Annotated in this window: 31 protein-coding genes and 1 tRNA gene; 25 read left to right on the plus strand and 7 right to left on the minus strand. The window is 72.3% G+C overall.

From position 1 onward, the window contains the following. Window positions 1-510 precede the first annotated feature (510 nt). On the minus strand, window positions 511-2,100 hold the full coding sequence (locus ACIOJE_RS24770) for a carboxyl transferase domain-containing protein (protein ID WP_400778887.1): 1,590 nt from the start codon (window positions 2,098-2,100) through the stop codon (window positions 511-513). A gap of 313 nt (window positions 2,101-2,413) precedes the next feature. Here ACIOJE_RS24770 and ACIOJE_RS24775 point away from each other — a divergent pair, with 313 nt between their 5' ends. Continuing rightward, a complete protein-coding gene (locus ACIOJE_RS24775; RefSeq protein WP_400778889.1) occupies window positions 2,414-2,806 on the plus strand; it encodes a ribonuclease in 393 nt (130 codons plus the stop codon). Window positions 2,807-2,910: 104 nt separating this feature from the next. On the opposite strand, the gene ACIOJE_RS24780 is transcribed toward ACIOJE_RS24775, so the two are convergent. Then, window positions 2,911-3,729, minus strand: coding sequence for an MOSC domain-containing protein (locus ACIOJE_RS24780; protein WP_280684708.1), 819 nt, complete (start codon window positions 3,727-3,729; stop codon window positions 2,911-2,913). 139 nt (window positions 3,730-3,868) lie between these two features. On the opposite strand from ACIOJE_RS24780, the gene ACIOJE_RS24785 reads away from it, so the two are divergent. Continuing rightward, window positions 3,869-4,540, plus strand: coding sequence for a TetR/AcrR family transcriptional regulator (locus ACIOJE_RS24785; protein ID WP_400778892.1), 672 nt, complete (start codon window positions 3,869-3,871; stop codon window positions 4,538-4,540). 424 nt (window positions 4,541-4,964) lie between these two features. Further along, complete coding sequence (locus ACIOJE_RS24790) at window positions 4,965-6,587, plus strand: carboxylesterase/lipase family protein (protein WP_280684706.1); 1,623 nt, start codon at window positions 4,965-4,967, stop codon at window positions 6,585-6,587. Window positions 6,588-6,660: 73 nt separating this feature from the next. On the opposite strand, the gene ACIOJE_RS24795 is transcribed toward ACIOJE_RS24790, so the two are convergent. Next, window positions 6,661-7,749 carry a glycosyl hydrolase family 18 protein gene (locus tag ACIOJE_RS24795; RefSeq protein ID WP_400778894.1) on the minus strand — a complete coding sequence of 363 codons (1,089 nt, stop codon included), beginning with the start codon at window positions 7,747-7,749 and terminating at the stop codon, window positions 6,661-6,663. A 274-nt stretch (window positions 7,750-8,023) separates the two neighbouring features. On the opposite strand from ACIOJE_RS24795, the gene ACIOJE_RS24800 reads away from it, so the two are divergent. Further along, window positions 8,024-8,566 carry a universal stress protein gene (locus tag ACIOJE_RS24800; RefSeq protein WP_280684704.1) on the plus strand — a complete coding sequence of 181 codons (543 nt, stop codon included), beginning with the start codon at window positions 8,024-8,026 and terminating at the stop codon, window positions 8,564-8,566. Window positions 8,567-8,588: 22 nt separating this feature from the next. Here the strand turns inward: ACIOJE_RS24800 and ACIOJE_RS24805 are convergent, their stop codons facing one another. Further along, window positions 8,589-8,753: a hypothetical protein gene (locus ACIOJE_RS24805; protein ID WP_400778896.1), complete on the minus strand. Its 165-nt coding sequence runs from the start codon at window positions 8,751-8,753 to the stop codon at window positions 8,589-8,591. A 249-nt stretch (window positions 8,754-9,002) separates the two neighbouring features. Between ACIOJE_RS24805 and ACIOJE_RS24810 the strand changes: the two genes are divergently transcribed. Both ACIOJE_RS24810 and ACIOJE_RS24815 read left to right on the plus strand, forming a co-directional pair. Next, window positions 9,003-9,437, plus strand: a complete 435-nt coding sequence (locus ACIOJE_RS24810; RefSeq protein WP_400778898.1) for a GntR family transcriptional regulator — start codon at window positions 9,003-9,005, stop codon at window positions 9,435-9,437. Window positions 9,438-9,465: 28 nt separating this feature from the next. Beyond that, the gene (locus ACIOJE_RS24815) at window positions 9,466-10,011 is read left to right on the plus strand and encodes an HD domain-containing protein (RefSeq protein ID WP_400778900.1); all 546 of its coding nucleotides are present in this window, start codon (window positions 9,466-9,468) and stop codon (window positions 10,009-10,011) included. On the opposite strand, the gene ACIOJE_RS24820 is transcribed toward ACIOJE_RS24815, so the two are convergent. Together ACIOJE_RS24820 and ACIOJE_RS24825 are read right to left on the minus strand one after the other, a co-directional pair. Then, window positions 10,008-10,481 (minus strand): NUDIX domain-containing protein, encoded by a 474-nt coding sequence (locus tag ACIOJE_RS24820; RefSeq protein WP_400778902.1) that lies wholly within the window; start codon window positions 10,479-10,481, stop codon window positions 10,008-10,010. The genes ACIOJE_RS24815 and ACIOJE_RS24820 overlap by 4 nt on opposite strands. Continuing rightward, window positions 10,478-11,248 carry a helix-turn-helix domain-containing protein gene (locus ACIOJE_RS24825; RefSeq protein WP_400778904.1) on the minus strand — a complete coding sequence of 257 codons (771 nt, stop codon included), beginning with the start codon at window positions 11,246-11,248 and terminating at the stop codon, window positions 10,478-10,480. Before ACIOJE_RS24825 ends, ACIOJE_RS24820 begins: the two co-directional genes overlap by 4 nt. Window positions 11,249-11,951: 703 nt before the next feature. Here ACIOJE_RS24825 and ACIOJE_RS24830 point away from each other — a divergent pair. From ACIOJE_RS24830 to xerC, 19 genes are all read left to right on the plus strand, one after another. Then, complete coding sequence (locus tag ACIOJE_RS24830) at window positions 11,952-12,200, plus strand: hypothetical protein (protein WP_400778906.1); 249 nt, start codon at window positions 11,952-11,954, stop codon at window positions 12,198-12,200. Continuing rightward, the gene (locus ACIOJE_RS24835; RefSeq protein ID WP_400778908.1) at window positions 12,200-12,574 is read left to right on the plus strand and encodes a WhiB family transcriptional regulator; all 375 of its coding nucleotides are present in this window, start codon (window positions 12,200-12,202) and stop codon (window positions 12,572-12,574) included. Before ACIOJE_RS24830 ends, ACIOJE_RS24835 begins: the two co-directional genes overlap by 1 nt. Next, a complete protein-coding gene (locus ACIOJE_RS24840; protein ID WP_400778910.1) occupies window positions 12,571-13,611 on the plus strand; it encodes a hypothetical protein in 1,041 nt (346 codons plus the stop codon). The genes ACIOJE_RS24835 and ACIOJE_RS24840 overlap by 4 nt, the downstream gene beginning before the upstream one ends. Window positions 13,612-13,630: 19 nt before the next feature. Then, window positions 13,631-13,840, plus strand: coding sequence for a hypothetical protein (locus ACIOJE_RS24845; protein ID WP_400778912.1), 210 nt, complete (start codon window positions 13,631-13,633; stop codon window positions 13,838-13,840). A 14-nt stretch (window positions 13,841-13,854) separates the two neighbouring features. Continuing rightward, a complete protein-coding gene (locus tag ACIOJE_RS24850) occupies window positions 13,855-14,280 on the plus strand; it encodes an ATPase (RefSeq protein WP_400778914.1) in 426 nt (141 codons plus the stop codon). Window positions 14,281-14,294: 14 nt separating this feature from the next. Then, window positions 14,295-14,534: a hypothetical protein gene (locus ACIOJE_RS24855; RefSeq protein ID WP_400778916.1), complete on the plus strand. Its 240-nt coding sequence runs from the start codon at window positions 14,295-14,297 to the stop codon at window positions 14,532-14,534. Between the two features lie 19 nt (window positions 14,535-14,553). Continuing rightward, the gene (locus ACIOJE_RS24860; protein ID WP_400778918.1) at window positions 14,554-15,093 is read left to right on the plus strand and encodes a hypothetical protein; all 540 of its coding nucleotides are present in this window, start codon (window positions 14,554-14,556) and stop codon (window positions 15,091-15,093) included. A 22-nt stretch (window positions 15,094-15,115) separates the two neighbouring features. Beyond that, window positions 15,116-15,667, plus strand: coding sequence for a plasmid transfer protein TraA (gene traA / locus ACIOJE_RS24865; RefSeq protein ID WP_400778920.1), 552 nt, complete (start codon window positions 15,116-15,118; stop codon window positions 15,665-15,667). Window positions 15,668-15,797: 130 nt separating this feature from the next. Continuing rightward, complete coding sequence (traB, locus tag ACIOJE_RS24870) at window positions 15,798-17,852, plus strand: plasmid transfer protein TraB (protein ID WP_400778922.1); 2,055 nt, start codon at window positions 15,798-15,800, stop codon at window positions 17,850-17,852. Between the two features lie 232 nt (window positions 17,853-18,084). Then, window positions 18,085-18,276 carry a hypothetical protein gene (locus tag ACIOJE_RS24875; protein ID WP_400778924.1) on the plus strand — a complete coding sequence of 64 codons (192 nt, stop codon included), beginning with the start codon at window positions 18,085-18,087 and terminating at the stop codon, window positions 18,274-18,276. 32 nt (window positions 18,277-18,308) lie between these two features. Next, window positions 18,309-18,746, plus strand: coding sequence for a hypothetical protein (locus tag ACIOJE_RS24880; protein WP_400778926.1), 438 nt, complete (start codon window positions 18,309-18,311; stop codon window positions 18,744-18,746). 165 nt (window positions 18,747-18,911) lie between these two features. Beyond that, window positions 18,912-19,199, plus strand: a complete 288-nt coding sequence (locus tag ACIOJE_RS24885) for a hypothetical protein (RefSeq protein WP_400778928.1) — start codon at window positions 18,912-18,914, stop codon at window positions 19,197-19,199. Further along, entirely contained in the window at window positions 19,196-20,026 is an 831-nt protein-coding gene (locus ACIOJE_RS24890) for a phosphoadenosine phosphosulfate reductase (protein ID WP_400778930.1), read from the plus strand. Before ACIOJE_RS24885 ends, ACIOJE_RS24890 begins: the two co-directional genes overlap by 4 nt. Then, window positions 20,023-20,382: a hypothetical protein gene (locus tag ACIOJE_RS24895; protein WP_400778932.1), complete on the plus strand. Its 360-nt coding sequence runs from the start codon at window positions 20,023-20,025 to the stop codon at window positions 20,380-20,382. The genes ACIOJE_RS24890 and ACIOJE_RS24895 overlap by 4 nt, the downstream gene beginning before the upstream one ends. Before the next feature lie 16 nt (window positions 20,383-20,398). Continuing rightward, window positions 20,399-20,686: a hypothetical protein gene (locus tag ACIOJE_RS24900; protein WP_400778934.1), complete on the plus strand. Its 288-nt coding sequence runs from the start codon at window positions 20,399-20,401 to the stop codon at window positions 20,684-20,686. Window positions 20,687-20,748: 62 nt separating this feature from the next. Next, the gene (locus ACIOJE_RS24905) at window positions 20,749-21,687 is read left to right on the plus strand and encodes a bifunctional DNA primase/polymerase (protein WP_400778936.1); all 939 of its coding nucleotides are present in this window, start codon (window positions 20,749-20,751) and stop codon (window positions 21,685-21,687) included. Continuing rightward, window positions 21,684-22,964 (plus strand): DUF3631 domain-containing protein, encoded by a 1,281-nt coding sequence (locus ACIOJE_RS24910; protein WP_400778938.1) that lies wholly within the window; start codon window positions 21,684-21,686, stop codon window positions 22,962-22,964. Before ACIOJE_RS24905 ends, ACIOJE_RS24910 begins: the two co-directional genes overlap by 4 nt. 193 nt (window positions 22,965-23,157) lie before the next feature. Next, complete coding sequence (locus ACIOJE_RS24915; RefSeq protein ID WP_400778940.1) at window positions 23,158-23,346, plus strand: helix-turn-helix domain-containing protein; 189 nt, start codon at window positions 23,158-23,160, stop codon at window positions 23,344-23,346. After that, entirely contained in the window at window positions 23,346-24,479 is a 1,134-nt protein-coding gene (gene xerC / locus ACIOJE_RS24920; RefSeq protein ID WP_400778942.1) for a tyrosine recombinase XerC, read from the plus strand. Before ACIOJE_RS24915 ends, xerC begins: the two co-directional genes overlap by 1 nt. Before the next feature lie 55 nt (window positions 24,480-24,534). Here xerC and ACIOJE_RS24925 read toward each other — a convergent pair. After that, a tRNA-Val gene (locus ACIOJE_RS24925) sits at window positions 24,535-24,613 on the minus strand. Window positions 24,614-25,505: the final 892 nt, after the last annotated feature.

Below are 25,505 nucleotides of genomic sequence, written 5' to 3' on the forward strand. Positions count from 1 at the left end.
TTGGACCGTGGCCGGGCAGGGGCCGATAAGGTCGCGGGGCGTGATGTGGCAGTTAGCCGCTGACCGGCGGGACAGGTGTCCGGGGCGGCTGGCGATGGAGTAATTGTTGCCAGACGGAATCGGCCGCTGCCAAGACCCCCTTGGTACGACGCGCCGTCGTACCGGGTGTGGCCGCCTTGGATTCGAAGGCTCGGTTGCGGGTGGCGCGCCGACCGCGCCGACCGTGGTGACCTGCGCACCTGCCCGCCCCGTGAGCGGCGCGGCCGTCCGGATCGGGCCACTATCGCCCGTCGTTGACCACAAGTCGATGTGAGCGCACTCACCGGTTAGGTCGATTTGTCCGTTACTCGACGATTTGCCGGCGGCACTTTGCGTGCAGATGACCTTGCATTCGGTGAGACCGGCGCCACACCCGCCTCGCCCATTTCCATCGCCATATCCGTCATATCCGATATGTCATCGGTGAAGGCGGTGCAGGAGGCGAAGTCCTCGGTGGAGGCCGCCGGGCGTTCAGCGAAGGTCGCCGAGCCGGCGGTGACGCAGGGCACGCGCCGCGAGGCGGTCCGGCTCCGGCCGTGTCGCCAGCCCGTCGAGCGCCGTACCGACCGCCAGCCCGAGCCGGGCGCAGAACGCGGCGGGCTCGTCGGCCGCGTCCGGCCGTTCCTCGACCACCTCGTCCACCAGCCCGACCTCCGCCAGGTGGCGGGCTCCGATGCCCTGGGTGCGGGCCAGCTCGGCGGCGTGCCCGCCGTCGCGGTGGACGATCGCGGAGGCGCCCTCCGGCGGCAGTGGTGCGAGCCAGGCGTGCCCGGCGGCGATCACCCGGTCTGCCGGGAGCAGTGCCAGCGCGCCGCCGCCGGAACCCTGGCCGAGCAGCACCGCCAGGACGGGCGTGCGCAGCGCGAGCAGGGTGGTCAGGCAGTGCGCGATCTCGACCGCGATCCCGTCCAGCTCGGCCTGGGCGGACAGCTCGGCCCCTGCCGTGTCCACCACCGTGACCAGCGGCAGCCCCAGCTGCTCCGCCACCCGCGCGGTGCGCCGGACGGCCCGCAGGTCGGCGGCGGTGAACGGGCGCTCGTGCTCCGGGGTCTGCCGCTGCTGGCCGACGACCAGCACCGGCCGGCCTCCGAGGACGGCGAGCGCGCGGACCAGCGCGCCGTCCCGCCCGCCGGGGGCGTCCAGCAGCACCAGCTCCTCGGCGGTGCGGCGCAGCAGCTCGCGGGTACCCGGGCGGTCGGGGCGTCGGGTGCGGTGGACGGAGTCCCAGGCGTCGGGGCGCTCGGTGGGGGCGGCCTCGGGCGCGGGTTCGGGCTCGGGCCTCCCGGCGGTGTCCGTGGGTTCAGCGGTAGTCCCGGCGGGGGCGGCAGGCCCGGCGGTGGCCAGGATGGCGAGCGTGCGGCGGACCAGCTCGCGCAGCTCCTGCGGCGGCACGACGGCGTCCACCAGGCCGCGCCCGGCCAGTGTCTCCGCCCGCTGCACGTCCGGGGGCAGCTCCACGCCGCGCAGTTCCTCGTACACGCGCGGGCCGAGGAAGCCGAGCCGGGCGCCGGGCTCGGCGAACACCAGCTGGCCGAGCGTGCCCCAGGAGGCGAAGACCCCGCCCATGGTCGGGTTCCGTAGATAGGTGAGATAGGGGAGTCCGGCCGCGCGGTGTGCCTGGACGGCGGCGGTGATCCGCAGCATGCACAGGAAGGCCGCCGAACCCTCCTGCATGCGCGTCCCGCCGGAGACGGGCAGGGCGAGCAGCGGCAGCCGTTCTGCGGTGGCGCGCTCGACGGCGCGGGTGATGCGCTCGGCGGTGGCGACACCGATCGAGCCGCCGAGGAAGCCGAACTCGGAGGCGACCAGCGCCACCGGTCGCCCGCCGACCAGTCCGGCGCCGGTGAGGACGGCCTCGTCCAGGCCGGTGCGTTCGCGGGCCCGGTGGAGGGAGGCGCGGTAGCCGGGGTCGGCGGGCGGGTCGGCCGGCGGCTCGTCCCAGCCCTGGAAGCTGCCCGGGTCGACCAGCAGTCCGATCAGCTGCCGCGCCGTCAGCGGAGTGCCCGCGCCCGTGGCCGACCTCGCCTCCGTGCCCGCACCCGCCCCGGCGCCCGTGTTCATTCCCGTTCCCGTACCCATGCCCACCCCGTCAGCGGTCGTTCCGGCCCGACATGATCCGTCGCCGACTCTATGCGGCGCGACTGGAGCGGGAAGCGAACGTGGGGAAGGTGTGAGGATGCCGACAGCGGCGGCGGCGCTAGTTCGACGGCGGTCGACCCATGGGGTGTCGGGGCGGTTCGTGAACGGTTCCGGCGGGGCTCGACGTGGGGCCGGAATACGAGTCAAGTCGCTCGTCGGACACGGGAGTTACCCGCCGGTTAACACTTCGTCGGAGGGCTTCCGGAGTTGTCGGTGGCTCGCCACACTGATGGACATGACTCGCACTCTACGCGCGTGGAAGACCCGCGCTGCCGCCGTCACCGCCGTCGCCCTGATGACCCTCGCGCCCGTCGCCGTCGCCACCGAGGCGCACGCCGACGTGAGCGGCACGGTGTGTCTGTCCGCCCTCCCGGCCGAGGCGACCGACACCCTCAACCTGATCGCCAGTGACGGGCCGTTCCCGTACTCGCAGGACGGTGTGGTGTTCCAGAACCGGGAGCACGTCCTGCCCAGCCAGTCCTACGGCTACTACCACGAGTACACCGTCATCACGCCCGGCGCCCCGACCCGTGGCACCCGCCGGATCATCACCGGCCAGGAGACCCAGGAGGACTACTACACCGGCGACCACTACGCCACGTTCTCGCTGATCGACCAGGGCTGCTGAAGCGCGCCCCCCGCTCCACCCTTCCCGGCCCCGGCGCACTTCCCCGCCGGGGCCGCCGGGGCGCCCGGCGGGGCCGTCGGTCCGGACACGGCCCTGGTGCGGACTCAGAGCTCGGACGGCCCCCAGGCGTTCACCGCCAGCTCGTCCCCGACCCGCAGCGTGCCGGGTCGTAGGACGGCGAACTTGCTGCCGAACGCGACCCCGCCGGCCGCCGCCCGGCGGTAGCGGGCCAGCGTCCGCAGCGGCTCCGGACCGGCCTTCGCGCCGGTCGACTGGTCGACCAGCGTCACCGCGCAGCGGATCGCGAGCTTGGCGTAGCCCAACTCGGCGCCGCCCACGGTGATCCGGCGGGCCAGATCCTCGGTGTGCGGCTCGGCCCAGCCGTCCACCACCAGGTTCGGGCGGAACCGGTCCACCGACAGCGGGCTTCCACCGCTCAGCGCGTTGAAGCGCTCCAGCGAGGCACGGGACAGCACGTGCACCGCGCAGCTGTCGGCGTAGCCGGAGGTGCCCGGAGTCAGCCCGTCGGTCACCCGGTCGTGCTCCGGCGGCACCCGGACCAGCCGGCTGCGCACACCCAGTACCTCGGCCAGCCAGTCGGCGACCTCCTTGCCCTGGTCGATCCCGAAGAACGGGGCGCCGAACAGCTGCACCGCCCGGCGTGGGCCCTCGGTGTCCACGGCGACGCTCACGGGTGCGACGCCCGGCGCGGCGAGGGTCAGCCGGCGGCCGTCCTCCCCGACCGTCGGGCGGACGGCGGCCAGCAGGCGGTCCCGGCGCTGGGAGCGGAACACGCCGTCCTCGTCCACCACCATGAACGCCCGGTCGTGGGCCAGGCCCGCGAAGGTCAGCTCCGCGCTGGCCGCCTGGACCCCGGCGCACCCCTTCACCGGGTAGTACCGCAACTCCACCACGTCGGCCATGGCCGCCCCCTCGTCTCCTCGTGGCCCCTTGCGGGCCCGGGCCCGTGGGCCCTGCCGCCGGCTCTCGCGGGCCCGGTGCCTTCGTACGGTAGTCGGTCGCCGCCCGGCCGCCCGCCTCCGGGATTGCTAGGGTCGGGGCATGGCACCGAGCAGCGCGAACCCCCCGGGACGGCTCCGGCGCGACGCGCAGCGCAACCGCGATCTGCTGCTCGCCGCCGCCCGCGACATGTTCTCCCGGAACGGCCTCGACGTCCCGCTGGACCAGATCGCCAAGGAGGCCGGGGTCGGCAACGCCACCCTCTACCGTCACTTCCCGACCCGCGAGGCGCTGATCGGCGAGGTGTTCGCCGACGCCGCCGCCACCCTGACCGGGGCGGGTGAGGAAGCCCTCGCCACCGAGGACGCCTGGACCGCCCTGGAACGCTACTACGAGCGGATCTTCGAACTCGTCGCCGCCGACCGGGGCATCAACGACCTGGTCACCCAGGCCATCCCCACCATCCCCGGCATGATCGAGATCGGCCGCCGCAACGCCGCCACCGTCGGCGCCCTCATCGCCCGCGCCCAGGAGCAGGGCACCATGCGGCGCGACGTGGTCACCATGGACCTGCTGTTCATGCTCGGCCCGCTCTGCCGCGCCCTGCCCGCCACCACCGAACTGCGCCCCGACCTCTGGCGCCGTTACCTCGCCCTGCTGCTCGACGGCTTCCGTGCCCAGGCCACCCACCCGCTGCCCGTTCCCCCGATCGGCGAAGAGCACCTGGACCGGATGTTCGCCGACCTCTGGGAGGCCGCACCGCCCGACGCCTGAGCGGCCGCCGGTCCCCCTGGTCCCGCTGCTCCCGGTGCTCCCGGTGGTCTTGCTGGTCCCGTGCGGTGTCCGTCGGGCGGGATGATCCGATGGTGAGCAAGTGCGCTGGTGGAACGACCAGTTGAGGCGTGAGGTGGCGGCGGGTCGCGCCGTGGCGTCCGGCGCGGACACCGGGGGTCGGGGCCACGAGAACCTGATGCGACGACAGTTCACCTCGGCGGCAGCCGAGTTATTGGTGCCGCTCGGCGTGCGTGACACCGCGCAGAACATCCGCGGTGCGGCTGGTCTCCACCCTCTCCATCCCGGGGTGGAGACCCGGAAAGTCCACCCCGGCGGCCAGGACAGCGCACCGGGCACCCGAGCACGCTTGAGCCGGCATCACGTCCCGGCCCCGCCGGGGCGTCCACGTCGGAGGGAGCGCAGGGTGGCACGGGTGCGCACGGTGAAGCGGTGGGGCAGGGTGGTGACGGCCGCGGCGGCACTGCTGCTGACGGTGTCGGCGGCGGCCGTTCCGGCCGAGGCCCAGGGGGCGGCGGAGGGGGTGACGCGGGGGTGCCGGGCCACCACCTCGGCCGGCCGGGTCCAGGGCGTGGCGCAGGACGGCCGCTGCGCCTTCCTCGGAGTGCCGTACGCGGCGCCCCCGACCGGGGATCGCCGGTTCCGCCCGCCGCAGCCGGCCGCGGCCTGGCGGGGCACGCTCCCGGCCACCGCCGCCAAGCCCGGCTGCCCACAGGACCTGAGCGCGGGTGGCGAGGGGGTCGAGGACTGCCTGTACCTGAACGTGTGGGCACCGCGGGCCCGAGGCGCGGACAAGCCGGTGATGGTGTTCCTGCACGGCGGTGCGGACGAGCTCGGCTCGGCCGGCCAGGCGGTCTTCGACGGCGGCCGGCTGGCCGCGCGGGGCGACACGGTGGTGGTGAACCTCGACTACCGGCTCGGCATCCTGGGCTGGACGGAACTCGGCTCGCTCGACCCGGCCTACGCCGGCTCGGGCAACAACGGCCTGCGCGACGAGAGGGCCGCGCTGGCCTGGGTCCGTCAGCACGTCGCAGCCTTCGGCGGGAACCCGGACGACGTCACCGTCTTCGGACAGTCGGCGGGCGCGATCTCGATCAGCGCGATGCTGGCCGGCGACCACCCCGAGCGGCTCTTCCGCCACGCCATCGTCCAGAGCGGGCCCGGGTACCTGGTGCACACGGCGGACGCCGCGCAGAACACCGCCCGGCACATCCTCGCCACCGGGGGCATCCGGTCGGTCGCCGACCTCGACCGGCTGACCACCCAGCAGGTCCTGCAACTCCAGGAGCAGGCGCAGAGCGGGCTGTCCGGGCTCTCCTCCGCCGTCTTCTTCGGGCCCTCCATCGACGGCTCGCTGGTGCCGGGACCCGTGGTCGAGCGGGTCGCGGCCGGAAGCGCCCGTCACGTCGACGTGATGACCGGCACCACGGAGAACGAGACCGACTACTGGGCGCTGTTCAACCCCAAGATCCTGGACTACCCGCTGAGCGCCTACCGGAGCCTGCCCGCGGTCCTCGCCGACCGCAAGCAGCAGATGTACGACCACTACGCCGCGAACCGCCCGGGGCTGGCCGAGGGCCGGGTGGTGAACGCGATGATCACCGACCAGGTGGAGCGGGTGCCCACCCTGCGCCTCGCCGAGGCCCAGTCCCGCTGGCGGCCCACCTACGTCTACCAGTTCGACTGGCACGTGCCCTACGTCCCCGGGCTGCCGGCCGCGCAGAACCTGGGCGCCATGCACACCCTGGAACTGCCCTTCGTCTTCGGCGGCCTGGACCTCGGCCCGCTCCCGCGCGGCGCGCAGACCGTCGCCGAGCAGCGGCCCCTGCTCACCCGCCTGTCCGACCGGATGATGGCGGCCTGGACCTCCTTCGCCCGCCGGGGCGAGCCGGGCTGGCCCAGCTACACACCGGACAGCCGGGCGACCCGGATCTGGGACCTCGACCCGAGCGTCCGGTACGCGCCGCACGACGACGAACGCGCCCTGTGGGACGACTACGACTTCCCCGCCTGGGACTTCCGGTCCTAGGGTCCGACGGCCGCAGTACGGGCGGCTCCGCCCCACCTGCCGGCAGGACGCACCGGGCGCTCCGTGCTGCGGGCTACTGCTGCGCGAGTGCCTGCCACAGCCCTGGGTCCTCGAACCCCAGGGCCCACAGGCCGCTGTTGCGCACGCCGTACTTCCCCATCACCGCCAGGTGGGCGGCGCTGCCGTGCGCGTCCTGGTGCCAGACCTCGTGCCGCCTGCCACCGTCGGTGTAGGTGAAGTGCGGTGTGCCGGAGGCCTCGTCGAAGACGTACGCGGCCTGCCTGTCCCGGCGCAGCGCCTCAGCCTCGGTGGACGTCACGTGCTTGGCGCGGTCGGTGGAGCCGACGGTCCAGTCCCAGCCGTAGGCGGGCAGCGCGACCTCCAGCTTCTCGCGGGGGACGACGCCGGTGGCGTAGCCGAGGAACTCCTCGTACCAGGCGAGCGAGGACAGCGGGCCGGGCCGGCCCAGTGCGTCGTGGAGGTTGTAGCCCATGATGCGCACCCGGTCGGCGACCCTGCCCAGGTGCGCGTAGTCGTAGGCCTGCCCCGAGTCGCGGGTGCGGGGCATGACCGTGACGACGCACTGTTTGTCGCCGGCGTGCAGGCGGGCGCACAGCTCGCCGGTCAGGGCGTCGTAGCCGACGCGGACCCGCTCGCGCAGCTGCTCGTCGTCGGTCTCGGCCATGCGTTCGTAGTCGAGGTCGAGGCCGTCGTACGCGGCGCTCGCGGCGACCGCCATGAGGGCGTCGGCGTGGGCGGTGCGGCGTACCGGGTCGCCCAGGAGCTCCGCCATGGCCTCGGCACCGGGGGTCTCGATGACGGTGGGCACGACCTTGATCCCCTTGCCGTGCAGCTGGTCGACGATCCGCTGATCGCCGGCGCCCGGGTAGCCGTCGACGGTGGTGTCGGACGTGGCCTCGTACCAGAACGGACTGACGGTGTGGAGCTGCGAGGCGTGCTGCAGGGCGTCGTCCAGCGCGCCGTCTCCACCCCACCAGGGCAACCAGGCGGACGTCGTACGGGCGGGGCGGCCCTCGCCGACCGAGGTCCCGACTTCGGTCCCGGCCGCGCTCGGGGAGGCTGCGCTCGGGGAGGCCGCAAGGGAGAGGGCGGTGAGGAGGACGCCGACGCCGCGGACGGGGATGGGGAGTGCGCTCTTCATGGCCGCCATCCTGCACACCCGGTGGGCTGGGGACGCTCGCCCCGCCGACCGGGCGCGGCCGGCAGCCGAACGGCGCACGGCGGCGCCGTCAAGCGGGACACGGCCTGACCGAGGGTCCGTAGCCGCATCAGGGACGCGTACGGAACGCCCGGCCGCGCGTCAGAGCCGCGTCAACGGACGCGGGGCGCGCGGCACCCGCCCGCTTTGCTGGGAGACGACAGCACGGCACGGCGGGACGGACCGAGAGGCGGGGCGAACCATGGCGGAAAGCGGCATGGCCGGCACGGACGAGGCGGCGGAGCGGCCCGACCGTGAGGGCCGGATCGTCGTCGGCGTCAGCGGCTCGCTCGGCAGCATCGCCGCCCTCCACCACGCCGTCGCCGAAGCCCGCCGCACCGACGTCGAGGTGCTCGCCGTCCTCTGCTGGACCTCGGCCGGCGAGGAACTCGGCTACCGCCGTACCCCCTGCCCGGCCGCCATCACCGCCGGCCGCGACGCCGCCGTCGCGCGACTGCGCCAAGCCCTCGACGAGGCGTTCGCCGGCCGCTACGCCGGAGCCCGGCTGCGCTGCCAGGCGGTCCGCGGCGACACCGGACACAGTCTGGTCCGCTGCGCCGACCACGCCGACGACCTGCTGATCCTCGGCGCCGGCAGCAGCCGCGGACGCCTCTCCCGCGCGCTGCGCCCGTCCGTCACCGCCTACTGCGTCCGCCACGCGGCCTGCCCGGTCCTGGCCGTCCCCCGGCCGCCGCTGCAACGAGACCTGGAGGCCATGGAACGCGGCCACGGCCTGCGCGCCCTCGTCGTGGGGCGATAGCCGGTCCGGCCGCGCTGACGGCTCAGGAGAGCCCGGCCGCCTCGGCGAGGGCGGCGGCGGTGCGGCGCCCGGCGCGCAGCACGGCTTCGGCGGTGGTGGGGAGGCAGCGGTGGGCCTCGGCGTCGTACACGGTCATCACGACGCCCGCGTGGTCGGTGGCGAGTTCGAGGACGCGCACCGGTGACATCTGCTTTGTCAGTTCGATCGGGCGGTGTCCGTAGCTGCACACGCCCGTGATCGCGGCTCGGCAATGATCCACCTGAATGCCGGTGGGGTTGCCGGTGTCCGCTGTCGTTGATGTCAGAAGCTGATGTCGCAGTCGGGTGAGATCACCCCAGCTCACCGCAGGTTAGGGACAGGCTGCCGCCGAGGCTGGCAACCTGCCCCTGGGATCGTCCATCCTGTCTAGGTATCCACCTACGGAAGGAGCGGCCCAGTGCCTGAGCGGAGCCCGCGCGGTACGTACTTGCGGATTGCCGACGCATTGCGCGCCAAGATCAGCGGAGACTCCACCATGGCGTCGCTTCCATCGGAAGCCGACCTGATGAAGGAGCACGACGTCGCCCGCACCACGGTGAAGCGCGCCCTCGACGTCCTCGCGGCCGAGGGCTTGATCCGATCGCAACCAGGCGTCGGGTGGCTCATTGTCGGATCCGTGCCCAAGATCCCGGTGTTCGACCAGCTCGCCGCCCTGGTTCACGAACTCGGCGTCGACGCCGAGTTCCCGTCCGAGAAGGAACTCACCAGGACAACAGGCGCTGCGCGGGGCACCGTCCGACGCGCCCTCGCTCAGCTGGAAGGGGCTGGCGTTCTCGAAGTCCGCCATGGGAAGGGGCGGCACGTCCGCGCCCTTCCCGCCAATCACTCCTGACCGCAGCCACCTAGGAACGGATGCCATCGTGTGGGCATACGAGCTTGCCGAATCCCTTCTGTCCGCCGACCTGCCGCGCCGCTGGGACCACTCCAAGGGGGTGGCCAGCAAGGCGCGCACCCTGGCCGGCATCCTCGGCCCGGATGCTGAGCTGCTGGAGTCCGCAGCAGTCCTGCACGACGTCGGCTACTCTCCGCGGATCGTCGACACGGGCTTCCACCCGCTCGACGGCGCGCGGTTCCTCCGCGCGGAGAACGTGGACGAGCGCGTCGTGCGCCTGGTCGCCCACCACTCCTGTGCCCTGCTCGAAGCCGAGGAACGGGGCCTTCGCCGGGAGTTGGAGGCGGAGTTCCCGCTGGAGGAACCCAACTTGGTCGACGCACTGATCTACTGCGACATGACCACCACTCCGGACGGCAAGCCGACGACGACGCCCGACCGGATCGCCGAGATCGTGGGGCGATACGGCCCCGACAGCGTCGTCGGCCGGTTCATCCGCCGCGCCCAGCCGGAGATCGATGCGGCCTCGCGACGCATCGAGGGCCGGCTGCTCCAGATCGGTACGTCGGCCTAGCCGATGTACGGCTCGGTGCGGTCCGATGCCAAGCCGTGCTTGATCCGCAGCCGCATGGACGGGTGAATGTCCAGGTCGTCGAGGTCCGCTGGGTTCACCCAGCGGACCTCCTTCGACTCCGAACTCGTCCGCAGGTCGCCACCGACAGGGCGTGCCCGGAAGCAGATGGAGAACTGCTGCCGGACCTCCCCGTCGTCGTAGGCCATGACGTGACCAGGGTCCGTGTAGAGGCCGACGACCGCAGCCACCTCGACGTCGATCCCCGTTTCCTCCCGGACCTCACGAACCACGGTGTCCGCCACGGACTCCCCGATGTCGTGCCCGCCGCCGGGGAGGGCCCACAGGTTGTTGTCCGTCTTGTGGATCAGCAGCAGCCGCCCATCGGTGTCCGTCACGACGGCGGTAACGGAGGGCACAACGGAGTTCGCCGGCGGGGCGGCCGGGTCATGGAAGTAGTCGATGCGGCTCATGCGGCCTCACTTTCAAGATGTGGCGAGGTGATGGCCCGGGAGCTCTCCCAGATCCGCTCGATGCTCGCCGCGTACGTGCTGAACAGCTCTCCGCCGGGCACCTGGGAAAGGTGCATCACCGGCGCCAGATAGGCGCCGACACCGTAGACGTGTCCGTTGACGAGCAGGTCGTCATCGGCTCGGTAGAGCGAGTTGTAGAGCGTCGTTGAGTGGAGCCGGAACTCGACTCCGGGGACGCCGAATAGCGGCGCGTAGTTGGCGAGCGCGTTGCGAATCTTGCCCGCCATCGCCGGGCCGATCCCCTCATCCTCGCCCCGCTGAGCCACGCCCACGCAGTCGGGGTCACCCAGCATGAGCCGTACCGGCACGCCGGCCTGCGCCTTCTCTCGGACGAGGCGGAAGAACAGCGGGTCCTCCGAGAGCCAGAATCCGGCGTACACCACCAGGTCGAAGTGTCGCGCGGCCTTCGCGTAGAGCGATGTCCACAGTTCCTTCGGCACAACCGCGCGGTGCGGGTACAGCTTCACCAGCTCGGCCCGTCCGGCTTCCGCCGCCGCGCTGCTGGTCTGCTCGTCCGACCAGAGTTCCGACAGGTCTCGCTGCAAGAGGTTGGCGAGCGCGTACTGGAAGCGCCGGTACGGCCGGCGCTCGCCCTTGGCCTCCACCCATCGCTCGACGGTTCGCGAGCTCACGCCGAGCCGCTCCGCGATCTGCTCAATCGTCAAATTGCTGGCGAGGATTGCCCCTCGCAGCCTCTCATTGGCCATCTCGCCCTCCCCTGGACGATGGTGCGGCGCTTGGACGATCCGGGACGACTTCGACCGTAGCGAAGTCGGACCGTAGCCGTCCAGACGCGCCGTGTTCCGACAGGGCCGGAGGGCCGAATCTATTGATGCGCGGCCGGAACTCACCGGCCAGACCAAGCGAAGGACTTGACGAAGCGTCGGCTTCTCGGCATCGTAAGAGACATGTTCAACATGTCTCGCATCGCGAGGCTGACGAACTGACAGCCCTTCTTTGGGCTGCTCTGAACTGCGCAAACGCGCCTGCCGGAGTGGTGCAACAGCCCCTCCAAAGGGGCGTCTGCGAGCTGAGGCGGAGGACGCTGCAATCTCCGCAAAGGCCAGGGGACAGGGGCTTCGGCCCCGACTGGCGAGGTGGCCCGGTGACCGCGAGCAACGGCCGGAGAGTGGGGGCGTGGCCCCCCTTGCAGTGCGTTTCCCTTGCCCGCTCAACCGAAGGAGGTGTCCCGATGAAACCGATCGACCGCAAGAGACATAGGTCGCCTCACCGCGCCACTGGCCGGTGAGGCGTCGACCAGCGGTCACGGTTCCCGGCGTCCCGCCGCCTCGGCGGAGGTACGTCGGGTCCGCGCGGACGCTCGTCGATCGTCCGACCCCAACACGGCTGCGGTCCCGGTGCGGGAACACCGGGACCGCTCAGGGCCGTCCGAGTGAAGGAACACGACCCATGAAACTGATTGTCGCAGGCCAGGATGCCGCGACGCCGGACGAGTTCGCAGAACTCGCACTCGGCTTCGGCATCGACGCCGAGTTGTTCACCGGCACCGAGGACGAGACCCCCGAGGACCGGCGGGCCCGGCTCGATGTCGCGCAGGCCGTTCTGCGGGACCTGGACGGGCCGGCGGCCCGGTTCGCGTCCTCGCTGATGCACACCGCCGGACGCTGCCGGGTGCGGACCTGGAAGGCGGCGGCCTGATGACGCTCAAGGGCAGGCGGTTCATGGCCGCCATCCGCAATCCGCACCGGGCCGCCCGCCCGGCCGCCACGGTGCTCGCCGAGTACCGCCCGAACGGAGACGGCGACCTGCGCGGCGCCGCCTGCGCCGACGCCGACACCGGCCTGTTCTACCCGGACCCGGACGAGATCGGGCCGGAGGCCGCCGAGTGGGCCGAACGTCGCGCGAAAATGATCTGCGCCGGGTGCCCGGTCCAGCTGCTGTGCCTCGACGACGCGTTGGAGCGTCGGGAGCCGCACGGCATCTTCGGCGGTCTGAACGAGCGCGAGCGCGCCGGCCTGCTGCGTAGGGCGACCCGCTCCCGGGCCCGGGTGAACACCGGGAGCCCGGGGTGAACGTTCACCGCTCCGGCGGGGGTACTCACCCGGTGCTCACCGAGGTCCCCACCAAGGCCCAGATCCGCCGGACCTCCCGGGTGATCAGCGCCGGAACGTGGGTGCTGACGGGGGCGGTCGTCGCGGTGAGCATGTCCACCGCCGCCCCGTTCATCGACGCCCATTCACCCGGCTACGGCACCGGCCCGATCATGGCCGTCGCCGGCGACGGGTGCTTCATCCTGAGCCTGCAAGCGGACAGCACCCTGGCCCGCTACGGCGTGAGCGCCGGGCGCTGGCCGGCCGCCTTCCGGTGGGTCACCGGCCTGGCGACCGTGTGGCTCAACATCGGGGCCGCCGCGCTGGCGAAAGACCTGGTCGGCGTCGTGATCCACCTCATCCCGCCGCTGTTGCTGCTGCTCGTCGCCGAGGCCGGACCCGCCTACCGCCGCGCCATGGCCCGCCTCGCCCAGCGGCCCGGTCCGCCGCTCCGCACCCGGCCGGCCGCGATCCCGCAGGCCGCCCGGCAGGTGGTGAACGCCCCGCTGTTCACCCTCCCGCTCACCCCGTTCACCGCCGCCCCGCAACCGGCCGAACCCCTGCCGCCCAAGCCCGGCACGAGCACCCCGGAAGCACTCCCGGCCGCTCCGGCGGTCGTGGTGAATGCCGAGCCCGTTCACCCGGCGCTCACCCCCATTCACCCCGCCCCGGTCGACCCCGTCGAATCCGTCGACGGCCCGGCCCCGGCCGGCGCCGAGGACGTGATCGACGGACCGGTGTACCCGGCCGAACCGGCTCCGGTGAACACTCCGGAGCCCGAGGTATTCACCGCCGACGACGAGGTGAACACCGACGCCGAGGACGACGACCCGGCTGAGTCGGCCGCGGCCCGTCTCGACCAGAGCGAGGCCGCCCGCGTGATCGAGCAGTGCTGGCGCGAGGGCGTCTCCCAGAACGAGGCCGCCCGCCGCTCCACCCGCGCCCCCTCTTACGTCAACCGCCTCTACAAGCGCTTCAACGAGCAGCACGGCGCCGTCGACGCGCCGGCCGCCGCCTGAGACCTCCCAGGAGCCCGCCATGAACACCGACCACATCCCGACCCCGCCGCCGGCGTTCGCCCAGACCCGCGTCGTGGACGTCTTCCCGCTCCACGGCTTCACCTGCGCCCACACCAGCAACGACGACGGCACCGCCCACTGGTGGCACCTGTTCACCACCGCCGGCCGCTCGCTCGGCGCCACCAACCGCCCGGAGCTGCTCGGCTCCCTCATCCAGCAGACCCGCTGACGAAAGGGCCAGTCATGTCCGTGACCGACATTCGCCTGGTCAGTTTCGGCTACCTGCACGGTGCCCCGCCCGCGTTCGCCACCCTCGTCATCGACCTGCGGCGCCATTTTCGCGACCCGCACGTCGACCCGGCCCTGCGCCATATGACCGCCCTCGACGTGCCGGTGCGCCGGGCGGTGCTCAACACCTCCGGCATTCGGGAGCTGATCGGCGCGACCGCGCTGCTGGCCGAGGCGTTCGACGCCGGCCCGGCCGAGGCACCGCTGAACATCGTGATCGGCTGCGCCGGCGGCCGCCACCGCGCCCCCACCGTGGCCATGGCCCTGGCCAAGCGCCTCGGCAAGGCCGGCATCACCGTCCACCTCGGCCACCGCGACCTCGACAAGCCCGTCGTCGAGCGCACCGCGGCCGGCGACGCCGTCGCCACCACCCGCTCCTGAGAACCGGAGGCACCGTGTCCGACACCGCCACCGCCGCCCCGGCCGCCGAGCCCACCCACACCTGGCTGATCACCCTCCAGTACCCGGTGACCAATGGCTACGCCGTCGTCACCCACAACGGCACCCTGACCGTCGCGCCCGGCGGCACCCGCGAGCGCGCATACCTGGACATCCTGGAGTGGCTGACCCAACAGCGGCCCGAGCTGGGCCGCGGCAACGTCCTGTTCTTCTCGCTGGAGTCCTACCGACTCTGACCCGCCCCGGAGGTCCGTCATGGCCCGCATCCGCACCACCAAGTTGCAGATACCCGCACAGCGCGGCCGGCGGGGAGCGTCCGCCGCGCACGTGGTCAACCTCGGCCGGGGCACCGCCCCGGTCGTCCTCGTGGTCCCCCAACAGCCCTCCCTCGCCGGGCGGTTGGCGCTGGCGACCGGCCGCGTGCTGTGGCGCCGGCGTGTCGCCTGGGCGCCGACCTGGTTCGGGATCGGCGTCTTCGCGGCGGCCGGCGTGCTGTCCGCCGTTCCGGCCGCCGCGCTCGCGCTCGCCGTCCCGGCGGTGCTGCTGCCGGGCGGGTGGGCGCTGATCGTCCACCGGCACCCGCGCTCGGCCGTTCGCCGCAAGGCCCGCGCCCACACCCGCGCCGTCGCCGCCTGGTCGGTCGGACTCGCCTGGTCGGCGCTCGCGATTTGGTTCGGCCCCGCGAACGGCCTGCTCGCCGCCGCGTGGCTGGCCGGCATCGCCACCGCCCAGACGCTCTGGTGGCGCCACCGCCGCACCCTGGCCGTAACACCGCTCACCGCCCACACGGACTGAACTCCCCCAGGAGGAAGCGCAGATGAGCTCCACCTCGTACAGCAGCCCGTTCCCGCCCCCGCGTCGCTCCGGTAGCACCGGTGGAGGCGGAAAGACCCCGCCCCCGCGCGGCGGCTCCGGCTACCACTTCTCCTACGACCGCAGCACCGGCGCCGGCCGCGGTCCCGGCCCGGCCGGGGACAGGATCGGCACCCCGTCCGGCGGCGGCCAGGCCGGCGGTGGACGGGGGTACTCGCCGCTGGGCGACCCGGAGTTCTTCACCAACGCCGACGTGCGGGAGTTCTGCGAGCGCGGCCGCGCCACGTTCGCCCAGCTCTCCTTCGACCTCGCCATGGCCCACGAGATCCTCCAGGCCGTCCTCAAGGAGGTCCCGGACCCCGACGGCCGGCCGTTCGGCGGCATGGCCCGCGCCCGCCGCGTGGCCAAGCACCTGAAGAAGGCCGCCGACGACGCGAAGGACTGCGCCGCCGAGGTCGCCCGCACCTACGCCGCGTTCCAGCGCGAGTACGACCCCGAGATCTCGCGCGTCGCCCGCCCGCGCCAGCCCCGCCGCCGCTTCGACTTCGGCGGCTAGCCCTTCCACCCGGCCGGGGGCAGGGCGCACGCAGCCCTCGCCCCACCTGGTCGGGTGAGCTGTGCCGTGCGTCTGCCCCGGCCGGGCCCTCCTCGCTCCCCACACCCCATGCAGCCCAGGGAGGCCGCCCGTGCGCCGCCACCAGTACCAGACCCCTGCCCACTTCGACGCCGGCCAGCCCGGCTACCTGCACCTCGACCCCAACCAGCACATGGGCGGCGTCAGCGAGTACCTGCTCCACCGCGCCAAGCCCTACCTGCCGCCGTGGATCGTCGCCGCCGGCACCGGCATCCTCTCCCTCCCGGCCAACTACATGTGGAACGAGTCCGCGGCCGCCGCGGTCGGACTCACCCTCGCCTCCCTCGGCCTCACCGCCGCCACCTGGTGGGCCGGCAAGCCCACCAGCCACCAGCGCCGACTCCACTCCGCCATCACCGTGGCCGCGTCCACGTCCTGGTTCACCGCCGCCGCGCTCGCCGGTCCCGCCGCCGGGCCCCTGCCGAGCCTCTACCTGATAGGGGCGCCGGCCCTCGCGGCGACGTGGAACATCCGCCAGCTGCTGCGGGTCAACCCCGAGGGCGCCGGCGAGAGCGCCGACAAGGGGCTGCTGGAGAAGGTCGGACTCGCCAAGACCCTGGTCACCTCCGCGAAGGTCCAGCCCAACAAGGCCGAGTTCGAACTCCAGCTTCCTGGCGGTGAGTTGACGCCCGACGACGTGTCCAAGGCGCTACCCAAGCTCGCTGGCGCGCTGCGGGTCGCCAAGAACGCCCTGCGCACGACTCCCGACCCGGACGACTCGTCCCGCACGACTCTCACCGTGGTGCCCAACGACCTGCTCAAGGCCGGTGTGCCCTACCCGGGCCCCTCGCACCCGGGCGGCTCCATCGCCGACCCGATCCACGTCGGGATCTACGAGGACGGCGCCGACATGGCGATGTTCTTCCCCGGCGACCCGGACGCCCACCGTAACGCGATGCATCTGCTGGTCATGGGGATGACCGGCTCCGGGAAGTCCGAGCTTGGCATCACCACGCTGGACGAGGTCATCACCCGCCGCGACGTCATCATCTGGGCGTCCGATCCGGCCAAAGCGGAGCAGACCCTCGGTCCGCTGCTGCCCGCGCTCGACTGGGCGGCGCTCACCGTGGACGACACGAAGGCCATGATCACCGCCTTGCGCGCAGCCATCCCGGCCCGCACGTCCTGGCTGGCCAAGTACGGCTACAAGCAGTGGGTGCCGGAGTGTGCCGAGATCCAGGCCGACGGTTCCCCGGGCATGCCCTACCTCATCGGCTGGTTCGAAGAGGCCGCCAAGACCGTCCGCGAGACCGACGACGACGTCTTCACCGGCATCGGCCAGGAAGCACGCTCCGCCGGAATCTCCCTGGTCGTCTCCATGCAGCGCGCCTCCCACACCCAGATGAGCACCGACACCCGTGCCTCCCTCGGCTCCAGCGCCGTGTGCGGGGTCCGCGACGAACGTGACGCCCAGTTCGCCCTTCCTGACGAGGCCCTGGACGCTGGCGCCGCGCCGCACGTCTGGAAGGACAAGAAGCCCGGCTACCTCTACCTGGTCGCCAACGGCATCCCGGAGACGTTCTGGGCCACCCCCGGCCGTGCCTACCTCACCCCGGTGGAGGCCATCACCTGGGCCGTCGTCGAGTTCGCCGACGTCCGGGCTCAGTGCGACCCGGTCACGGCCAAGGCCGCCGCCAACGCGGTTGGCCCCGCCTTCACTCAGCGCACCCGCTACCCCCTCCCCGCCCTGCCCGCCGAGGACGGCGACGACGGCGAGATCTACGACCAGGAGAACGCCCCGATGCGCTACGACTACGACCGCGACCCGGCAGACGACGCCGACGACGAGGACGGTTGGATCGATCCGGACGCCGAACTCCCGCCCGTCGAGCAGGTGGTGGAGATCGCCCCGCCCGAGATCCCGCCGCGTACCCGGGTCGGCAAGGCCGAGGCCAAGAAGATCATGACCGAGCTGCTGGCCGACTTCGAGGCCGAGGGCCGCACTGTGGTGGGGCCGATCGACTTTATGGAGTTCTGCGACCGCTTCCACCGGGGCCGCGGCTGGGTGTCCGGACAGGTCGCCGAGATGGTGGGCACCGGCCGCCTGCGGGAGACCGACGAGGTCGGCCGCTACGAGATCGTCCCGCTTCAGCCGGTCGCTGCCTGAACCACCGTCCTGCCGGTTTCTGACGGCCCTGACGCGTTTGACGCGTCAGACGGCCCTGACGCAGAACGGGCCGATTTCCCCAGGTAACGCGTGCGCGCGAGGGGTGTCAGACGCGTCTGACACCCACTCCTGACGCTTCTGACACCCCCACCCCACGCGCCCCTGACACTCCTCCCCACTGACCGACTCACCGCGCACTGGGCGCCGCTCCGGGCGCCCGGAAGGACCTTCCGTGATCGTCACCGTCTCCTCCGCCGTCCTGTTCGCGATCATCACCGTCGTCCTCGTCCGCTCCCAACGCGTCGGCGCCGGAAGCGCCGTCCTCATCTGGCTGTCCGGCTTCACCGTCGCCGGTACCGGACTTGCCGGCCCCGTCAACAGCGCTCTCACCGCCCTCGCCCACTACGTCGCCACCATCCACTGACCACCCGACAGACCATCGACGGGAGAAGCACCGTGAACACCACCAACCCGCAGGCCTACGCCGCCCCGGTGCTCTACACCCCGGACGGCACCCCCTACTACGCCACCGCGCCCGCCGCGGCGCCGCTCGCCCTCTACCAGCCGCCCGCACCCCTCCCGGTGCCCTTGCAGCACCCCGGGCCCGCCCTCGCCTACCTGCCCGCCCAGCACACCCCCGTGCCGCTGCCGACGCCGGTCCCGGTGCGCGACCCTTGGCCCGCCCGTCTGCTCGCCGGCGGCATCGGCGTCGGCGCCGGAGGGCTCGGCCTCGGCTTCCTGCTCCAGACCCTCGCCGCCGCCACCACCGGCCTCGGTCTGCTCGTCGCCGCCCTCGGCGTCCTCTACCTGCTCAAGAACAGCGGTGGCGCGGGCGGCCGGGCTGGGCAGGGCGCCGTGAACGTGAGCGTCAACGTCACCAACCGCAACCGCTGACCGGCCCACCACCGTCGCCGAAAGCTCCTATCGCTCGTGCTGTCGTCGGCGCCAAGACGGCCAGCCCGAACAGCACGAACCCCCGCAGCAGCCGCCGAATCTTGGCAGAGAGACGGCCACCGCGGGGCCCATCCGATCACCTCACGGAGACCAGAGGACCCCAGTATGTCCGGAAGCACCCCCGGCCCGCAGCCTCGCTGCGAGGCCGCCCACCTCGGCGACGCCAGCCCCTGCGAGGGCCCGCACGACGCCGTAACCGTCCTCGACCGCCACGGCGACGCCGCCAAGGCCTGCGTGCACCACGGCACCCGCCTGTACGCCAGCCTCATCGACCCCCGCGTGCACCCCGGCAGCGTCCCCGGCGCCGCCCTCCAGGTCTACTACCGCGCGCAGACCACCTCGGCGTTTGCCTGGCTCGACCACCACCAGAGCGAGGACGGGGGCGAGCAGTGACCACCACCCTCGTCCCCTCCGGGCTCAGGTCATTCTCTTTCGGCGGCGGAGTTCAGTCCACGGCCGCCCTGGTCCTCGCCGCGCAGGGCCTCATCGACTATCAGGTGTTCCTGTTCGCCAACGTCGGCGACGACTCCGAGAACCCCGCCACCATGGTCTACGTCGACAAGGTCGCCAGGCCGTTCGCGAAGGCGCACGGCATCGAACTGACCACCCTTGAGCGGGTGATGGTCCGCTCGAAGGAGATCCGCACCCTCTACGGGGAGCTGACCCGCGAGGGCTCGAAGTCCCTGAAGATCCCGGTGCGGATGTCCAACGGGGCCCCGGGCACCCGCTCCTGCACGGCCGACTACAAGATCAAGGTGATCGGCAGGGAGCTGAAGCGCCGCGGCGCCACCAAGCAGGCCCCCGCCACGGTTGGAATCGGCATCAGCGTGGACGAGATCGCCCGCGCCAACAACCGCAGGTGCGAGCCGCACGAGGTCATCGACTACCCGCTGCTGCGGCTCGGCCTGCGCCGCGCGGACTGCATGCGCGTCATCCGCGACGCCGGCCTGCCCGTCCCGCCCAAGTCGTCGTGCTGGTTCTGCCCGTTCAAGCGTCCCGAGACCTGGCACGAGATGCGTCGCTCCGAGCCGGAGCAGTTCGAGAAGGCCTGCCAGCTCGAAGACCTCCTGAACCGGCGTCGTGACGAGCTGGGCAAGGATCACGTCTACCTGACCCGGTTCGGTAGGTCCCTGCGCCAGGCCATCCCGGACGGCGTCGACACCCTCTTCGACCTCGACGACGGTGACGGGCTGTGCGACTCCGGGTGGTGCATGACATGACCCGCCGCACGCCGCCCCTCGGCGACCAGCAAGGCCTGTGGCAGGCCGTCATGGCGGCCGCCGCGGGCCGCTGCCAGTGCCGCGGCACCTGCGGCAAGAACCACGACAAGGACGGCGGACGCTGCCCGGCCCAACACGGCGCCTACGTCCGCCACGGCACCGGCCCCGTACACCTGCTCGCCGCCCCCGCCGAAGCGGATGCCCTGCTGCTGCCCCCGCACAAGGCCGCCGCCCTCCCGAAGGCTGCGCTCGCGGCGTGGTGCCCGGCCTGCCACAGCGCCACCCGCCGCGCTGTCGACAAGGCCCGGCTGGCGAGTGCCCCGGCCGCCGGGCCTGACTGCCTGTTCGACTTCTGACTTGTCGGGAGAATCCGTGTCCATCAAGCCCGTGATCTGCCACGTCGCCGTGTGCGACGTCTGCGGTACCGCCTACGGCTCCGACCGCGCCGACGAGTGCGTGATCCACTCCACCACCGGCGAGGCCGCCGTCGACCTCGTCCACGCCGACCCCGAGTGGCTCGTCACCGCCGACAGGCGCGTGATCTGCCTCGTCGGCGACCCGGCCCACCAGGCCGCCCTCGACGCAATGCTGCCGCCCGCCCCGGCGGCCATGTACGACGGCCAGCTCCCCCTCGCCCTCGACCTCGGCCAGAGCGACTGACACTCCTCCGCCCGGGGCCGACCGCCCCCGGCCCCGGGCCCGATCTGCCGAAGGGATTCGCCGTGACCGGCAACCCCCTGCTCACCGCCGCCCTTGCCGCCGTCGAACGCGGCTGGCACGTCTTCCCCCTGCTGCCCCGCAGCAAGCGCCCCGCCCTCCACGCCGCCACCGCCTGCCCCCGCACCGGCCCCTGCACCACCGGCCACCAGGGCTGGGAGCAGCGCGCCACCCTCGATCCCGACACGGTGCGCCGCACCTGGTCGCACGGGCCGTACGGGATCGGCCTGGCGACCGGCCCGTCCGGGCTGGTCGTCGTCGATCTCGACACCCCCAAGCCCGGCGCTGCCCCGCCTGCGGAGTGGGCCGACGAGCGGGTGACGGACGGGGCCGACGTGCTGGCCGCGCTGTGCGAGCGCAACGGCCGGCCGTTCCCGGCCGACACCTACACCGTCGCCACCCCCAGCGGCGGCACCCACCTCTACTTCACCGCCCCCGCCGGGACCGCTCTGCGCAACACAGCCGGTCAGCACGGGTCCGGGCTGGGGTGGCTGATCGACACCCGGGCCGGTGGCGGCTACGTCGTCGCCGCGGGCAGCAACGTCGCCGACCGTCGCTACGAGGTCGTCAACGACACCGATCCGGCGCCCCTGCCCGACTGGATCGCCCGCCTCCTCACCCCGCCGCCGAGGCCCGTCACCCCGGTCTTCCGGCCCGGACGCCGTACCACGGGCACCCGGCCCGCGTACGTCGACGCCGCCCTGCGCAACGAGACGGCGAACGTCGCCGACGCCACCGAGGGCAGCCGCAACTGGACCCTCACCCGGGCCGCCCGCGCGCTGGGCCGCTTCGTCGCCAACGGCAAGCTCAGCCGGGGTGAGGTCGAACAGGCTCTTAAGGGGGCAGCCGAGCGGACCGGCCTCACTGCGCGCGAGGCCGACGCGACCATCACCAACGCCCTGAACTGGTCCATCGCACACAACCCGGCCGGAGACGCCGCATGAGCCTCCCGAACTCCCCCCTTAAGAGCACCAAGACCCCGGACCGGCCGGGCCCCGAGGACGGTGCCGCCCTGCTGGACGCCGTCGAGGCGTTCCACCGCCGCTTCAACGTCTTCCCCAGCGAAGCCGCGTACACCGCGGTCGTGCTGTGGGACGCGCACACCCACCTGCTCGACTGCTTCGAGTCCACCCCGCGCATCGCCTTCCTGAGCCCCGAACCCGGATCCGGAAAGACCCGCGCGCTGGAGATCATGGAGACGATCACCCCCCGCCCGGTGCTGACCACCGACGTCAGCCCGGCCGCGTTGTTCCGCACCGTCTCCGACTCCGACGCCCGCCCGACCGTCCTGTTCGACGAGATCGACACCGTCTTCGGCCCCAGGGCCGCCGGCAACGAAGACCTGCGCGGCCTCATCAACTCCGGCCACCGCCGCTCCGGCGTCGTCCTGCGCTGCGTCGGCGACGGCGGCACCCAGACCGTGCAGCCCTTCCCCGTCTACGCCGCCCTCGCCACTGCCGGGCTCGGCGACCTGCCCGACACCATCATGAGCCGCTCCGTCGTCATCCGGATGCGCCGCCGCGCACCCAACGAGAAGGTCGAGCCCTACCGCGAGCGCATCCACCGGGCGGAGGGCCACAAGCTGCGCGACCGACTCGCCGACTGGGCCAGCAGCGTCCGCGACCAGCTCGAAGGCGCGTGGCCCGAACTGCCCGAGGGCATCAGCGACCGCCCGGCCGACGTGTGGGAGCCCCTGCTCGCCGTCGCCGACGCCGCCGGCGGCGACTGGCCCGAACGTGCCCGCACCGCCTGCGTCCAGCTCGTCACCGCCTCCAAGGCCAACGACAAGGGCAGCGTCGGCATCCGCCTCCTCGCCGACCTGCGGGACATCTTCGACGGCGCCGAACGGATGCTCAGCGCCGAACTGCTCAGCAAGCTCGCCGAGTTGGACGACGCCCCGTGGGCCGACCTCGACGGCAAGCCCATCACCGCCCGCGCCCTCGCCAAGATGCTCGGCGACTACGTCAACGCCGACAACGACCCCATCAAGCCCCGCAACATCAAGACCGGCCCCAAGAGCAGCGCCAAGGGCTACTACGCCGCCGACCTCGCCGACGCCTGGCTGCGGTACTGCCCGCCCCGCCCGCCTCGTCCCCAGGAAGCCGCTACCGCCGCTACCGCCGCTACCGCGCAGGTCAGGACCCTGTATCCGGTAGCGGATACGCCCCAGGTAGCGGATACCGATCCGCTACCCGACACCCCGGCCGCCGCCGCGCCGTAGGCCGCCCGCCGCTCCCGCCCACCCGGCGAGAGCGGCACCAATCCGCTACCGCTACCCAATCCGCTACCAAAAACATGCCCCTGACCAGGGAGGTAGCGGCAGTAGCGGCAGTAGCGGATCCCAGAGCACGAAGGGGCGGAGCCAGCACCGGCTCCGCCCCTTCGTTCTGCCTCGAACCACCGGGAGTCGCCTCATGGCCACCGCTGTTCCCGAGGTCCTGACCGTCGAGGAAGTCATGGCTGCGCTCCGCATGAGCCGCAGCAAGGTCTACGACCTCATCCGCTCCAAGAAGCTCCGCACCATCACCGAGGGTCGGTCCCGCCGCATCCCGGTCGAGTGCCTTGCTTCATACATCCGCTCCAAGATCGAGGAGAACGCCTAATGACCAAGCGAAACCCCAACGGCGCCGGCACCGTCACGAAGCGCAAGGACGGCCGGTACCAGGCCGCCGTCTACGTCCCGCAGCCGGACGGCACGTGGGCCCGCAAGTTCGTCTACGGCAAGACCTGGGACGAGTGCGACGGCAAGCGCAAGGAGTTGGTGGAGCGCGCCAAGCAGGGCATCGCCACCCCCACCAAGTCGGCGAAGCTCTCCGAGTGGCTGCCGTACTGGCTGGAGCACTTCATCAAGCCCCAGCGGAAGAAGACCACGCAGGCCAAGTACGAGACGCACGTGCGCCTCTACCTGGTGCCCCTGCTCGGCTCCAAGGGTCTGGAGTCGCTGAGCCCGCGCGACGTGCGGACGTTCTTGGCGAAGGTCGCCAAGCAGTCCAGCGCCGCCACCGCGAAGGAGTCGCACCGGGTGCTCCGGTCGGCCCTGAGCGCCGCGTGCCGAGACGAGCTGATCGTGCGGAACGTCGCGATGCTGGTCCCGCCGCCCCGGGTGACGAGCCGTGAGATCAAGCCGTGGACGCTCGACCAGACGCTCACCTTCCTCTCGGCTGCCCGCACCGACCCGCTGTACGCCGCCTTCGTGCTCGCCATCGCGCTCGGCATGCGGCGTGGTGAGATCGTCGGGCTCCGCTGGTCGGAAGTCGACCTCGACCACCGGGTCCTGGTCGTCCGCGAGCAGGTGCAGCGCGTCCGCGGCGAGTTGTACGCGGACACCACGAAGAGCGGGAAGCGCCGACCGGTGCCGCTCCCCCGGATCTGCGTGGCGGCCCTGCGCTGGCACCGGATGCGGCAGGACGAGGCCCGGCGCACTGCCGGAGACAAGTGGGAGGAGACCGGCTACATCTTCACGACCCGAACCGGCCGGCCGATCGAGCCGACCAACCTCTACCGCTCGTTCGTCCGGGTGTCCAAGGCTGCCGAGGTCCCGGCCATCCGGCTGCACGACACCCGGCACGGGTGCGCGACGCTGCTCGTCGCGTGCGGGGTGCCGCCGCGGGTGGTGATGGAGATCCTCGGCCACAGCCAGATCGGGCTGACGATGAACGTCTATACCCACGTGGCCCAGGACACCCAGCGGGAGGCCCTCGGCAACATGGACCGGCTGCTCAAGCGGCGCCACTGATGTCAGGCTGAGATGTCAAATGCCCCGGACCATGATCGGTCCGGGGCATTTTGGCTGGTGGGCGCGGACGGTTTCGAACCGCCGACATCTGCTTTGTCAGAGCAGCGCTCAGCTGCCGGGTGTGCTCGATGCCCAGCACGTCGTCCTCCGTGCCGTGCACCAGCCAGAGCGGGACGGGGGAGGGGTGGTCGGCCAGGAGGTCGAGGGGGGCGTCCCCGGTGGTGACCGCCGGGCGGGCATAGCTGGAGGAGATGCCGACGGCGGCGACGGGGCGCAGGTCGGCGGGGGTGTCCGGGTGGGTGGCCACGGCTATCGCCTCCCGGCCGCCCAAGGACCAGCCGGCCAGGACGAAGCGCTCCGGGTCCCCGCCGTACCCGGCGGCGGTGCGGCGGGCGTGGGCGAGGGAGGCGAGCAGTTCGGCGCGGCCGCCGTCCGGCCGGTCGGAGCGCCAGTCCGGGACGAACACCAGCAGCCCGAGCCCGGCGGCCTCCCGGGCGATCGGCCGCAGCACGTCACGCTCGTCGGGGCCCCGCCCGTGCCACAGCAGCACGACGGGTGCGGGCCCGGCGGTGCCGGCGGCCGGGCGGTGGACGTCCGTCAGCCGCCCGTCGGCATAGGAGATGACCTCGGGTTGAGCGCTCGTCATGCGGGGTTCGCCTCCGGTTCGGTGCCAGATCATTCAGCTGGTACTGTACGTCTCGTCGCGAGGGAGATGATCTCTCGTCAGGCGTCAGTGGTGCTACCAGAGCACGTCCTACTTTCAGTAGGAAGAGTCCGTGCGATCCGGGCCTGGCGCTCCAATGGTCGGATGAGGTCCGGTGCCTTTCGGGGTGCCGGGCCTTGTTTGCTTTTCCGGGGTGGATTGGTGGGAATTCGGCATATGGGTGTTGGGCTGGTAATGTTCTGGGTGTCGCGAGGGAGATGATTCCTCGTCAGGCGTCAGTGGTGCTACCAGAGCACGTCCTACTTTCAGTAGGAAGAGTCCGTGCGATCCGGGCCTGGCGCTCCAATGGTCGGATGAGGTCC

Origin of the sequence: Kitasatospora sp. NPDC087861 (genome assembly GCF_044742585.1) — a bacterium.
Lineage (GTDB): Bacteria > Actinomycetota > Actinomycetes > Streptomycetales > Streptomycetaceae > Kitasatospora.